Origin of the sequence: Pseudomonas sp. P7758, assembly GCF_013386485.1 — a bacterium.
Taxonomy (GTDB): Bacteria; Pseudomonadota; Gammaproteobacteria; order Pseudomonadales; family Pseudomonadaceae; genus Aquipseudomonas.
Window position 1 is genome coordinate 14,686 of record NZ_JACARS010000122.1, and the last position, 12,639, is coordinate 27,324.

At 59.1% G+C, this 12,639-nt stretch carries 9 protein-coding genes; 3 read left to right on the top strand and 6 right to left on the bottom strand.

The window, feature by feature from the left end:
- Positions 1-128: 128 nt before the first annotated feature.
- Both glyA and HX873_RS24035 read right to left on the bottom strand, forming a co-directional pair.
- On the bottom strand, positions 129-1,382 hold the full coding sequence (gene glyA / locus HX873_RS24030; RefSeq protein ID WP_003215829.1) for a serine hydroxymethyltransferase: 1,254 nt from the start codon (positions 1,380-1,382) through the stop codon (positions 129-131).
- Positions 1,383-1,623: 241 nt separating this feature from the next.
- The gene (locus HX873_RS24035; protein ID WP_023659180.1) at positions 1,624-5,475 is read right to left on the bottom strand and encodes a bifunctional diguanylate cyclase/phosphodiesterase; all 3,852 of its coding nucleotides are present in this window, start codon (positions 5,473-5,475) and stop codon (positions 1,624-1,626) included.
- A gap of 285 nt (positions 5,476-5,760) precedes the next feature.
- Between HX873_RS24035 and ettA the strand changes: the two genes are divergently transcribed.
- The gene (gene ettA / locus HX873_RS24040) at positions 5,761-7,425 is read left to right on the top strand and encodes an energy-dependent translational throttle protein EttA (protein ID WP_003215833.1); all 1,665 of its coding nucleotides are present in this window, start codon (positions 5,761-5,763) and stop codon (positions 7,423-7,425) included.
- A 349-nt stretch (positions 7,426-7,774) separates the two neighbouring features.
- Positions 7,775-9,112: an NADP-specific glutamate dehydrogenase gene (gdhA, locus tag HX873_RS24045; protein ID WP_003215835.1), complete on the top strand. Its 1,338-nt coding sequence runs from the start codon at positions 7,775-7,777 to the stop codon at positions 9,110-9,112.
- Here the strand turns inward: gdhA and HX873_RS24050 are convergent.
- Both HX873_RS24050 and HX873_RS24055 read right to left on the bottom strand, forming a co-directional pair.
- Positions 9,109-9,606, bottom strand: a complete 498-nt coding sequence (locus tag HX873_RS24050) for a GreA/GreB family elongation factor (protein WP_003215837.1) — start codon at positions 9,604-9,606, stop codon at positions 9,109-9,111. The two genes, gdhA and HX873_RS24050, sit on opposite strands and share 4 nt — an antisense overlap.
- A 70-nt stretch (positions 9,607-9,676) precedes the next feature.
- The gene (locus HX873_RS24055; RefSeq protein ID WP_102369931.1) at positions 9,677-10,033 is read right to left on the bottom strand and encodes a hypothetical protein; all 357 of its coding nucleotides are present in this window, start codon (positions 10,031-10,033) and stop codon (positions 9,677-9,679) included.
- A gap of 427 nt (positions 10,034-10,460) precedes the next feature.
- On the opposite strand from HX873_RS24055, the gene HX873_RS24060 reads away from it, so the two are divergent.
- Entirely contained in the window at positions 10,461-10,757 is a 297-nt protein-coding gene (locus HX873_RS24060) for a DUF3077 domain-containing protein (protein ID WP_177067053.1), read from the top strand.
- A 67-nt stretch (positions 10,758-10,824) separates the two neighbouring features.
- On the opposite strand, the gene HX873_RS24065 is transcribed toward HX873_RS24060, so the two are convergent.
- A complete protein-coding gene (locus HX873_RS24065; protein ID WP_177067054.1) occupies positions 10,825-11,910 on the bottom strand; it encodes a type I restriction endonuclease in 1,086 nt (361 codons plus the stop codon).
- A gap of 389 nt (positions 11,911-12,299) precedes the next feature.
- Complete coding sequence (locus HX873_RS24070) at positions 12,300-12,596, bottom strand: chorismate mutase (protein ID WP_177123313.1); 297 nt, start codon at positions 12,594-12,596, stop codon at positions 12,300-12,302.
- Between the last annotated feature and the right edge of the window lie 43 nt (positions 12,597-12,639).

The window sequence follows — 12,639 nt, forward strand, 5'->3', positions numbered from 1 at the left end:
AACTGACACAGCGCTTTCGCGAGCAAGCCCGCTCCCACATTTGATGTCATTTCAAATTGAGAAAGCAGCGTTTTCAGGCATAAAAAAGCCCGGCTCTTGAGCCGGGCTTTTTGTTCAAGCTACTGCAATCAAGCGCCGTATACCGGCAGCTTCTTGCAGATGGCCTTGACCTTCTCACGAACAGAATCAATCACTGCTTCGTTGTTCAGGTCAGCCAGGATGTCGCAGATCCAGCCAGCCAGTTCCTTGCACTCTGCTTCCTTGAAGCCACGAGTGGTCACAGCCGGGGTGCCGAAGCGCAGGCCGGAGGTGACGAACGGCGAACGTGGGTCGTTCGGTACCGAGTTCTTGTTCACGGTGATGAAGGCTTTGCCCAGAGCGGCGTCAGCGTCTTTACCGGAGATGTCCTGCTTGATCAGCGACAGCAGGAACAGGTGGTTCTCAGTACCGCCGGACACCACGTCAAAACCGCGCTCGATGAACACGCCGGCCATGGCCTTGGCGTTTTTCACCACTTGCTGCTGGTAGGTCTTGAACTCAGGCTGCAGGGCTTCCTTGAAGCAGATCGCTTTGGCGGCGATCACGTGCTCCAGCGGGCCACCCTGGCCGCCCGGGAATACCGCGGAGTTCAGCTTCTTCTCGATCTCGGCGTTGGCGCGAGCCAGGATCAGGCCGCCACGTGGACCGCGCAGGGTCTTGTGGGTGGTGGTGGTCACGACGTCAGCGAACGGCACCGGGTTCGGGTAGACGCCAGCGGCGACCAGACCGGCCACGTGGGCCATGTCGACGAACAGGTAGGCGCCGACCTTGTCAGCGATTTCGCGGAAGCGTGGGAAATCCAGGATCTGCGAGTAGGCAGAGAAACCGGCCACGATCATTTTTGGCTTGTGCTCAACGGCCAGGCGCTCGACTTCGTCGTAGTCGATCAGGCCGTTGCCGTCGATGCCGTACTGAACGGCGTTGTACAGCTTGCCGGAGGAGGAAACGCTGGCGCCGTGGGTCAGGTGACCGCCGTGGGCCAGGCTCATGCCCAGGATGGTGTCGCCCGCTTGCAGCAGGGCCAGGTACACGGCGCTGTTGGCTTGGGAGCCGGCGTGTGGCTGGACGTTGGCGTAATCGGCGCCGAACAGTTCCTTGGCGCGGTCGATGGCCAGTTGCTCAACGATGTCGACGAACTCGCAACCGCCGTAGTAGCGCTTGCCCGGATAGCCTTCGGCGTACTTGTTGGTCAGAACCGAACCTTGAGCCTCCATCACGGCGGGGCTGGTGTAGTTTTCCGAAGCGATCAGCTCAATGTGCTCTTCCTGGCGCTGAGCTTCTTGCTCCATGGCGGCAAAGAGATCGGCGTCGTACTTGGCAATAGTCAAATCACGGCTGAACATGGCGGTCCTCAAGGATCGGGGGCAGAAAAGAAGCGCATTCTAACCCAATGGGTTTTAGATGGCATATGAAAGGACATCATGTCGCGGACAAGCGGGGCTCATCTGGGGATAGGTGGTGTTTGTTCGGGCCCCTTCGCGAGCAAGCCCGCTCCCACATTCAATCGGGTTCCTTCAGGTGGAATACGGTCGAATGTGGGAGCGGGCTTGCTCGCGATGAGGCCATCAGCATCACCTGAGGATTTCAATCGAACATGAACAGCGCATCATTGCTGAACTGCGCCTCAAACCGGTTCGCCGGCATCGGTCGCCCGAACAGGTAGCCCTGCACCTCATCGCAACCGTGCTCCCGCAGGAAGTCCAGCTGCTCATGGGTTTCCACACCCTCGGCGATCACCGCCAGGTTCAGGCTGTGGGCCATGGCGATAATCGCCCGGGCAATCTGCGCATCCTGCTCACCCGACGGCAGGCCGTCGACAAAGGTACGGTCGATCTTCAGCACGTCGATGGGGAACTGCTTGAGGTAGTTCAACGATGAATAACCGGTGCCGAAGTCATCTACCGCGATGCTCAGGCCGAGGTTTTTCAGGCTGGCGAGGATCTGCATCGCTTCGTTGACCTCGCGCATCAGGATACTTTCGGTCAGCTCCAGCTCCAGGCACGCCGGCGGCAGGCCGGTGTCCTTGAGGATGGTGGCGATGCGCTCGCCCAGTTGCCCGTCGGAGAACTGCCGGGCCGAAATGTTGACCGAGACCTTGGGTACCCGCACCTTGTTCTGGTGCCAGGTCTTGAGTTGGCGGCAGGCTTCGCTGATCACCCAGTCACCCACGTCCACCACCAGCCCCAACTCCTCCAGCACCGGGATGAAGTCCCCCGGCGGCACCAGCCCGCGACGCGGATGGCGCCAGCGCAGCAGGGCTTCGGCGCCGGTCAAACGTTTGCCGTCGCCGCTGAACTGCGGCTGGTAATACAGCACGAATTCGTTCTGTTCCAGGGCGTGGCGCAGGTCGCTTTCCAGCTCCAGGCGTTCCAGGGCGCTGGCGTTCATGTCGGCCTGGTAGAACTGGAAGTTGTTCTTGCCCCGCTCCTTGGCGTGGTACATCGCCGTGTCGGCGTTTTTCATCAACTGGCTGAGTTCGTTGCCGTCCTGCGGGCTCAGGGCGATGCCGATACTGGCGGTGACGAAGAACTCGCGGCCCTCCAGCACAAACGGCTTCACCAGGCTGGCCAGAATCTGCTCGGCCACGTGAATCGCCCGGTTCAGCGCCATCTCACGGTTGACCCGCGGTTGCAGCAGCAAGGTGAACTCGTCGCCACCCATGCGCGCCACGGTGTCGTCTTCGGCGACGCAGCCCAGCAGGCGGGTGGCCATTTCCTTGAGCATGCGGTCGCCGGCGGCGTGGCCCAGGGAGTCGTTGATCGGCTTGAAGCGGTCGAGGTCGAGGAACATCAACACCACCCACGACTTCTGCCGTTCCGCCGATTGCAGCGCGGTGTGCAGGCGGTCCTGGAACAGCGTGCGGTTGGGCAGGTGGGTCAGGGCGTCGTAGTAGGCCAGGCGGTGGATGCGCTGCTCGCTGGCCTTGCGTTCGCTGATGTCGCTGAAGAAGCACACGTAGCTGGCCAGGTCGCCTTCGTCATCGAACACGGCAGTAATTCCGACCCAGGCCGGGTAATGCTCGCCGTTGCGGCGCTTGAGCCACACTTCGCCTTCCCAGGTGCTGTGCTGGTGCAATTGCTTGAGCACGTAGCGCAGGTGGGCTTCCTGCTGTTCGTCGACGGTGAGCATGTTCGGCAACTGGTCGAGCACGTCCGCCACCGCATAACCGCTGACCCGGCTGAACGCCTCGTTGGCCTGCACGATGTAGCCGGCCGGGTCGGTGATCAGGATCGCCGAGGTGGAGTGTTCGAATACCGTGGCCGCCATGCGCAGGTCTTTTTCCGCACGGCGCTGCTGGCTGATATCGCGACCCACGCCAAGGATGCCCTCGAACGCGCCGTGTTCGTCCCACACCAGCACCAGGCGCAGTTCGATGGGGATCTTGCGCCCGTCGGCCCGCAGGCAGTCGAACAGGAACAGCTGGGTCTGCACGTCGTTGCGCAAGGCCGCGAGGGATTCGGGTTGGTCCAGGGCTCGGCTGACTTGCTCCACCAGGGAGTAGATACCGGTCAGTTGCTGCGGGTTGGCGATGGTCGATTGCCAGCCGTTTTCGAAGATCCAGTCGACGTCATAGCCCAGCACCGCGTTCACCGAAGGGCTGACGTAGTTTAGGGCCAGCTTGCTGTCGGTGGAGAAGATTACGTCGCTGATGCTTTCCGCCAGCATGCGGTAGCGCTGTTCGCTGTCACGCAGGGATTCACTGGCTTCGATCTGGTCGGTGATGTCCTTGGCCACGCCGATGATGCGCGTCACCTGGTCAGTCTTGTCACGGGCCAGGGCCTGTTCGCGGATGTCGAAGCGCCGCCATTGGTTGTTGCGGTGGCGAAAGCGCAACTGGCACTGCAACTGGCTCAGGTAGCCGGCCTGGCGCTGTTGCAGGCGCAGGTCGTGGTAGCGCTCGGCGTCTTCGGGGTGCAGCAGGATCTCCCAGAAGTACTCGCCCATCTGCTGCAGCTCGGGCTTGTTGTAGCCCAGGGTGTGGCCCAGGTGGTGGTTGCTGAAAATCATCCGCTGGCTGATCACGTCCTGCACATACAGGTGATCGGGCACGGTGCGCACCACGTCCGACCAGAAACTCTCGCGCTCCACCAGTGACAACTCGATCAGCTTGCGGCTGGTGATGTCGCTGATGCTCAGGATCACGGCCTTGAAGTCGTCCTGCTGTTCCGGCAGGCGCATCACCAGCCACAGGTATTGGTCGTTGCCTTCGATATCGCTGAGCTGGATTTCCAGTTCAAGCTGCTTCTGCTGGGTCAGCACCGCGTCGATCACCTGGTTGCCGATGGCGGTCGGGCTCGACGGGCAGGCGTCGATCAGGCGTTCCCAGGCCTGCTCGCAAGAGGCAACATTCAGCAAGCGCACCGCCACCTGGTTGACCTCGGTGATGCGCAGTTCCTTGAGCAGTTGCTGGCGCTGTTCCGGGTTGTCTTGCAGCAACTGTTGCAACTGCTCGCGGGTTTGCAGTCGGGCTCTATCGAAGAACGCGCGCAGGCCCGACAGGTCGAGCACGCACAGCGCCACGCCGGTGCCTTCGAAAATATCCTGGTAGCGCCGGCGCCCCTCGTGCACCTGGCGCTGGCGGCGGCGCATGTTCAGCAGCACGATCACCGGGATCAGCGAGAAGGCCAGGCCCAACAGGCATTTGCCGATAAAGGCTGGCAGCAGTTGCTCCAGCACGGCGGCGCGGTCGAACAGGCCGCGCAGTTGCCAGTCGCTCTTGCTCAGGGGCGTGACCAGTACACTTTTGTTCAACTCGTCCGGGGTCAACGCGGTGGCCCATTGGGCCGGCATCCCGCTGTCACGGCTGACCACCCGGTGGTTCAGGCGGTTTTCGATGACCCACATCGGGCGCTGGCCCTGGCCGTCCTGGCGGGTCAGGTTGGCCAGGTAATTGGGGGCCAGGCGCAAGGCCCAGTACATCTTGGTGCCGCCGCTGGGCTGGTGCAGCAGCAGGTAGATGACGGTGCCGTCGTTGTTGTTGCTCAGGTAATAGGACTGGGCGTGGCTGCGCTTGACCAGTTCTTCGAGCCAGGCGCTGTCCTGGCTGTCGCTGGCGCTGTCACTGATCATCGCGCCGCTGGGGGCGAGCAGGGCGACGCTGCGCAACTCCGGCAAGGAGCGTTGCAAGGTGCGCATCAGGATTTGTTGCTGTTCGGCGTCCCGCGGCGGTTCGACGATCGGCAGCAGGTTCAGCGCAATCTGCGCACTGAGGGCCATGTTCAGGCTGATCTGTTCGGCCAGGTCGGCGCTGTAGTCGATGGTGTATTGCTGCTGGTTTTTCTGGTTTTGCTGCAACTGGTCCAGCAGTTGCCAGAACAATAACGCGAGCAGCAACAGGACCAGCGTCGCCAATGCGCCCTTCAGGGTTCCGTGCAGGGGCGCTCCCGGCGCTATATGAGCGGCGCGCAGGGGAGTTGGCGGCGTTACGTTGGACAAACTGTGATCCTGCGGTTTGGCTGGACTGGCGCGCGACGTGCACTATAAGCCGGACGCCCGGAGGGCGGCTAGCATGCCTTGTGTTGTGGCAAAGTGCCAGCCCCGCCTGGCTGGACTGCCCACCCGCATTCAGGTAGCTTTGCCGGTTACGCGAGGGCGTTCCAGCCCCAGACAATCAGGCATCTACCGCACGCAGGCATTGATAGACATCAACGGCCCGCGCGGCGCATGGCCTGGCACGGGTTTCGCCCGCTTAATTCATCAGTCACTGACGCTAGGTTCACCATGGCTCAATACGTCTTCACCATGCATCGGCTGGGAAAAGTTGTTCCGCCGAAGCGGGAAATCCTGAAAAACATTTCTCTGTCCTTCTTCCCGGGCGCCAAGATCGGCGTGCTCGGCCTCAACGGTTCGGGTAAATCCACCCTGTTGAAAATCATGGCCGGCGTCGACACCGAGTTCGACGGCGAAGCCCGCCCGATGCCCGACCTGAACATCGGCTACCTGCCACAGGAACCTATCCTGGACCCGACCAAGACCGTGCGTGAAGTGGTCGAGGAAGCGGTCAGCGTGATCAAGAACGCCCAGGCCCGCCTGGACGAGGTCTACGCGGCCTACGCTGAAGAAGACGCCGACTTCGACAAACTGGCGGCAGAACAGGCCAAGCTCGAAGCCATCCTGCAAGCCGCCGACGGTCACAACCTGGACCGCCAGCTGGAAGTCGCCGCCGACGCGCTGCGCCTGCCGGCGTGGGACGCCAAGGTTGAACACCTGTCCGGTGGTGAAAAGCGTCGTGTGGCCCTGTGCCGCCTGCTGCTGTCGGCCCCCGACATGCTGCTGCTCGACGAACCGACCAACCACCTGGACGCCGATTCCGTCGCCTGGCTGGAGCATTTCCTGCACGACTTCCCGGGCACCGTGGTTGCGATCACGCACGACCGGTACTTCCTGGACAACGTTGCTGGCTGGATCCTCGAGCTCGACCGTGGCGCCGGTATCCCTTACGAGGGCAACTACTCCGGTTGGCTGGAAGCCAAGTCCGACCGTCTGGCCGCCGAATCCAAGCAACAGTCGGCCCATGAAAAGGCCATGAAAGACGAGCTGGAATGGGTGCGTAAAGGCGCCAAGGCGCGTCAGTCGAAATCCAAGGCCCGTCTGGCGCGTTTCGAAGAGATGCAGTCCCAGGAATTCCAGAAGCGTTCCGAGACCAACGAAATCTACATCCCGGCCGGTCCGCGCCTGGGTGACAAGGTCATCGAGTTCAAGAACGTCTGCAAGGGCTACGGCGACCGCGTGTTGATCGACAACCTGTCGTTCTCTATGCCAAAAGGCGCCATCGTTGGCGTGATCGGCGGTAACGGTGCGGGTAAATCCACACTGTTCCGCATGCTGATGGGCAAGGAACAACCGGACTCGGGCACCATCGAAGTCGGCGAAACCGTGCAGCTGGCTTGCGTTGACCAGAGCCGCGACGACCTCGACGGCAGCAAGACGGTGTTCCAGCAGATTTCCGACGGTTCCGACCAGATCCGTATCGGCAACTACGAAATCCCGTCGCGCACCTACGTGGGTCGCTTCAACTTCAAGGGCGGCGACCAGCAGAAGTTCGTCAAGGATCTGTCCGGTGGTGAGCGCGGTCGCTTGCACCTGGCCCTGACCCTGAAAGAAGGCGGCAACGTATTGCTGCTCGACGAACCGTCAAACGACCTCGACGTTGAAACCCTGCGTTCCCTGGAAGAAGCCCTGCTGGACTTCCCGGGCGCCGCCATTGTGATCTCTCACGATCGGTGGTTCCTTGACCGCGTGGCCACTCACATCCTGGCGTACGAAGACGACTCCCAGGCGGTGTTCTTCGAAGGCAACTACACCGAATACGAAGCCGATCGCAAGAAACGCCTCGGCGAAGCTGCTGCCCAGCCGCATCGTGTACGGCACAAGAAACTGGCCTGATTCGGGTTGGTGGTTTGAACAAGCGGGGCCTTCGGGCTCCGCTTTTTTTTGCGTGTTTTCAGGTGCACCGCGTCGTCTGCATCGCAGGCAAGCCAGCTCCCACAGTTGACCGCATTGTCATGGATGTACTGGATCAAATGTGGGAGCTGGCTTGCCTGCGATAGCGGATTAACTGTTGGTGCAAGGCCTGGATCGAAATCCTCATTAAGGTGCAAAAAACGCCTGTATTTATATCTAATGCACCATTTAAATTCACAAAAGCGACATTTTGCCCTGTCGCGGTGCGACATGAATTGATAAAGTCCGGGACAAATCTCCTTTAACGACAATAAATTTGCCGAGACTTTTCATGATCGAATCCGTTGAATCCTTCCTTGCCCGCCTCAAGAAACGCGACCCCGACCAGCCGGAATTCCACCAGGCCGTGGAAGAAGTCCTGCGCAGTTTGTGGCCGTTTCTTGAAGCCAATCCCCACTACCTGAACTCGGGCATCCTGGAGCGCATCTGCGAGCCGGAGCGTGCGATTGTGTTCCGGGTGTCGTGGGAAGATGACCAAGGCAAAGTACGGGTCAACCGCGGGTTCCGGATCCAGATGAACAGCGCCATCGGCCCTTATAAAGGTGGCCTGCGCTTCCACCCGTCGGTGAACCTGGGCGTGCTGAAATTTCTCGCCTTCGAACAAACCTTCAAGAACTCCCTGACCTCGCTGCCCATGGGCGGCGGCAAGGGCGGCTCGGACTTCGATCCCAAGGGCAAGAGCGACGCCGAGGTGATGCGTTTCTGCCAGGCGTTCATGAGCGAGCTGTATCGACATATCGGCTCGGACGTGGACGTGCCCGCCGGTGATATTGGCGTGGGCGCCCGGGAGATCGGCTTCCTGTTCGGCCAGTACAAGCGCCTGAGCAACCAGTTCACCTCGGTGCTGACCGGCAAGGGCATGAGCTACGGCGGCAGCCTGATTCGCCCGGAGGCCACCGGTTTTGGCTGCGTGTACTTCGCTGAAGAAATGCTCAAGCGCAACGGCGAGCGGGTCGAAGGCAAGCGCGTGGCCATCTCCGGCTCCGGCAACGTCGCCCAGTACGCGGCGCGCAAGGTCATGGACCTGGGCGGCAAGGTGATTTCCTTGTCCGACTCCGAAGGCACTCTGTACTGCGAAAGCGGTTTGACCGAAGAACAATGGTCGGCACTGCTTGAACTGAAAAACGTACAGCGCGGGCGCATCAGCGAGCTGGCATCGCGTTTTGGCCTGGAATTCCGCGCCGGCAAAGCACCATGGGAACTGGCCTGCGACATCGCGTTGCCCTGCGCCACCCAGAATGAACTGGACGCCGAAGCGGCGCGCACCCTGTTGCGCAATGGCTGCGTCTGCGTGGCCGAAGGCGCCAACATGCCGACCACCCTGGAGGCGGTGGATATCTTTATCGAGGCCGGCATCCTGTTCGCGCCAGGCAAGGCGTCCAATGCCGGCGGGGTGGCGGTGAGCGGGCTGGAGATGTCGCAGAACGCCATGCGCCTGCTGTGGACCGCCGGTGAAGTGGACAGCAAGCTGCACAACATCATGCAGTCGATCCACCATGCGTGCGTGCACTACGGCGAAGAGAACGGCCGGGTCAACTACGTGAAGGGCGCCAACATTGCAGGCTTCGTGAAGGTTGCGGATGCAATGCTGGCCCAGGGCATCGTTTAACCCTCGGGTTCGATGCGCAGGATTTCGATCAACTGATCACCGACGGGGCGCCTCCACAGCACCTCGTCGCCCACCTGTGCACCCAGCAGCGCGCGGCCCAGTGGCGAACCCCAGTTGATCAGGCCCACCGTGGCGTCGGCCTGGTCTTCGCCCACTAACTGAATGCGCTGCTCTTCGTCCTGTTCGTTGGCAAAGGTCACCCAGCTGCCGATTTGCACCTTGTCGGTGGAGGTTGCCGGCGCCACCACCTGTGCGCTTTGCAGGCGCTGGTTGAAGTAACGCAAATCCCGCTCAAGGTCGGCCTGGCGCTGTTTATCGGCCTGCTCGCCCTTGGCGGATTCTTCGCTGTGCTCATGCTGCAACTGCGCGACCCTGGCCTGCAATTGTGCAAGTCCGCGGGCAGTGAGGTGATTGGGTTGCGCGCTGACCTGGCGTTCCACCGGTTGGCTGGCCTGGGCAGCGGCGCTGTCTTCGTTGACGAAAGCTCGACTCATGACGTTCTCCTGCTATGGAGTTTGGGCCATGGTCGCAAGGGTTAAGTTTCGCTGGATGTCTGGAAGCGACCTATTGCGAGCGAAAGGCCCTGGCAGCGTCGCGGTCTTTTTCCTGTTGCCAGGCGCGTTCGCGGTCGTCCCAGTGGCGATTCTTGTAGTCGTTCAGGTCTTCGTTCTCGCGCATGGCCTTGCATTGGCGAAAGCCATCATCCCAGCCTTCGGCGTAGGTGCGGTCTTTCAGGTAGCGCGGGACGTTCTTGCGAAATTCCCCGGTGATCACCCCGGCGGCCTGGCGGCCGCTGCTGCAACCGTCGTCATAGCCATCGGCGAAGGCGGGTGGATAACCCTTGGCCAGCAAATCCTCATGGGTTGATTGGCAACCCGACAGCAGGGCCAACAGGCCCAGCACTCCAGCGTACCGCCACATCGCTTGCTCCCTGGCCGTTGAACGGCTGATGGGGGAAGTTTAGAAGTGGAGTCGTTGGATAGATGTGAAAGGGACGTGAGAAAGGTGTTGAGTTAAAGGGCCATCAACGACGATTCCCTTTAAATTGCAGGACGATTCCTAGAGAATCTCAACACTATTGCGCCTTAGAGTCTGGGTCACTAGCCTCCTGACTTCGCTGTGAAAACAGTGAACGGGTTTAGCGGCCCGAACCACCAAGACGCAACCTCTTTACATACTTGGCAGGCGGTTTTTTGCCGGCCATATCGTGCTATGGCGGCTGTGCGCGGGAGATCTTCGGATCTGCCGGGTGTCTAGGTGACCGGTTCGCTAACCTGCGTACAGCTGCCACCCCTTTATGTTTAGCGACATGTCGCGGTGGTCCCTTTTTTCACTTAGAAGAGACATCATGGCTAAAATCGTCCCCGATCCACCGCTGTCCTCAATCATTACGCTCGGTCTAGTTACCTTCGGCGACTATGGCGAAAATGAGAAACCTCTGTTCCGCGTCAACGCAGGCATGCCCATTGGTGAAGCGCTTGAACATGTATCCACACTGCTTCACTACTCCAAGACACTCGCAATGGAGGCCGCCATGGATGTACGGGGTGAGCAATATGCGTGGGCAGCGCATTATCTATGCGAGATGGGCAAGGCAGTTGTAGACGATCTCGCTCAAGCGATGACGCCTGCCACCGAGAGATAAATATTTATCCCTGTGGTGAGCGGGCTTGCCCGCGTAGGGCTGCGTAGCAGCCCTCATCAGCCGGTCTTCAGTCGTAGTAACCCACAGTTTTCTTCAGGTGGTCTGAGTACTCGTAAATATCGTCAATCGACGAAATCGGATGTCGTGTTTCATTTTTCTCCTCGTCAAAAATCCCAATGTATTTCTGACTGCGGTTGAAATGAAGGCGACAAATCGGCTTGCGATTATTGTCGTCCAGCAATATCCCAAAATAGCTCTGCGTATCACGTTGCACAATTCGTTTGGCATCCACCACCGAGCGTACGACAGCTCTTACTATGTGATATCCCTCAAGTTCCTCAAGGGTGGTGAGTATTTTATCCTCTGACTCGTCACGCTCTGTAGCTTCGGTATTAGCGGCGGGAGACGTGGGCAGTGAGGCCAGCGCCGGCTGGATAGAGCCACTCATCGCTGACTTAAGTCGATCATTGATCTGATCGTTGAGGAACTGACTTAACGCCTTTCGAGTTAATTCAAAAAACTGCTCGCGAACTTTCTGTGTAATCACCCCTTCGTACACGCGAGAGGCGAAAACTTTGACGAAATCGTCATCTGGCTTGATGACTTGTGCGGCGATCACTTTTTTGATTTGGCTGACGTATTTCAGCTCTCCGGCCGCATTGATGATCGAATCTACATCGAAGGCGGACTTCGTCAGCTTGGTCAGCTCTGGTACTGAGTATTCGTCAATATCTAGCAAATCCAACTCTAAAAATGGTTTTTCATCCATTTTATTGGGTGCGTCCAGATCAGTGAAAAAACGATAGACCTGGCCATTGGTGAGAATCGAAATCCTCGCGCTTGTGACGTGGAAATAGCGAAATAGCTGTGACGCGTGATTGATGCTGAGTGACTCACCGATTTTTTTGCATTCGATAAGTATCTGAACCTCTCCGTTTTTCATAATGGCGTAATCGATTTTTTCACCTTTTTTCGTCCCAATGTCGCAGACAAATTCAGGCGTTACTTCCTGTGGATCAAATACGTCGTAGCCCAAAACTGTATTTATAAACGGCATTACAAAAGCGTTTTTTGTGGCTTCTTCTGTTTGAATTGCGGGGCCTTGTAGTCGGACTTTAGCCGCCAGACTGGTGAGCTTTTCAAAAAAATCCATATGAGCCTCTTACCTATTCAGATCCGTGTATAGACGTGGTGGCAATTTGATTGCCATCCGATACTAGACATTAATTCTGATAAAGAGAATGGAATAGAGCCGATTCGCGCCGGATGAAAAAAGCTAAAAAAATGTATGAATTTTCGTCCTTATTTTTCAATGAGTTGGGAGGGGCAAGAAAATTTCTTAGTCGAGAAGGATCCCTAGGGAGGAATTGCTACTTCTAGGCGGGCGCTGACCTTGTGGCGAGGGAGCTTGCTCCCGCTGGGGCGCGAAGCGGCCCCTGTTCAGGGTATAGCGATATTACAGAGAGGGTGAGGTGTCTGGTTTTGGGGCTGCTGCGCAGCCCAGCGGGAGCAAGCTCCCTCGCCACAAGGTTATTGTGCGGTTCAGTCTGGTGTCAGCGCGGCGTGCTCTGCGAGTTCTTGCTGGATGAACGCTGCAATCATCGCCCGGTAGACGTGCTCTGTGACGTCCGGATTGGCGCCAGCGGTATCAGCGAGATCGCGAACCTTGGCAATTACCTGCTCAACCCGCTGCGGTGCCTTGACGCCATCGCTGTCTTTTTTGAACTGCGCAGCCTGGGAAACGAAGCCGCCCCGTTCGGCCAATAGTGCGACGATCTGGCGATCAAGACGGTCGATGTTTTCCCGGACTTGTTCAAGGCTGGTGCAGTTGACGGCCATGTCGGTTGAAGCTCCTTATGGACTATGTGACGTTCCCACGCTC

What these genes read in the sequence shown, in the direction of transcription:
- HX873_RS24055 (WP_102369931.1), bottom strand. Translation starts at nt 10,033, where the DNA reads ATGTGGCGGTACGCTGGAGTGCTGGGCCTGTTGGCCCTGCTGTCGGGT.
- HX873_RS24050 (WP_003215837.1), bottom strand. Translation starts at nt 9,606, where the DNA reads ATGAGTCGAGCTTTCGTCAACGAAGACAGCGCCGCTGCCCAGGCCAGC.
- ettA (WP_003215833.1), top strand. Translation starts at nt 5,761, where the DNA reads ATGGCTCAATACGTCTTCACCATGCATCGGCTGGGAAAAGTTGTTCCG.
- HX873_RS24065 (WP_177067054.1), bottom strand. Translation starts at nt 11,910, where the DNA reads ATGGATTTTTTTGAAAAGCTCACCAGTCTGGCGGCTAAAGTCCGACTA.
- HX873_RS24060 (WP_177067053.1), top strand. Translation starts at nt 10,461, where the DNA reads ATGGCTAAAATCGTCCCCGATCCACCGCTGTCCTCAATCATTACGCTC.
- HX873_RS24070 (WP_177123313.1), bottom strand. Translation starts at nt 12,596, where the DNA reads ATGGCCGTCAACTGCACCAGCCTTGAACAAGTCCGGGAAAACATCGAC.
- gdhA (WP_003215835.1), top strand. Translation starts at nt 7,775, where the DNA reads ATGATCGAATCCGTTGAATCCTTCCTTGCCCGCCTCAAGAAACGCGAC.
- glyA (WP_003215829.1), bottom strand. Translation starts at nt 1,382, where the DNA reads ATGTTCAGCCGTGATTTGACTATTGCCAAGTACGACGCCGATCTCTTT.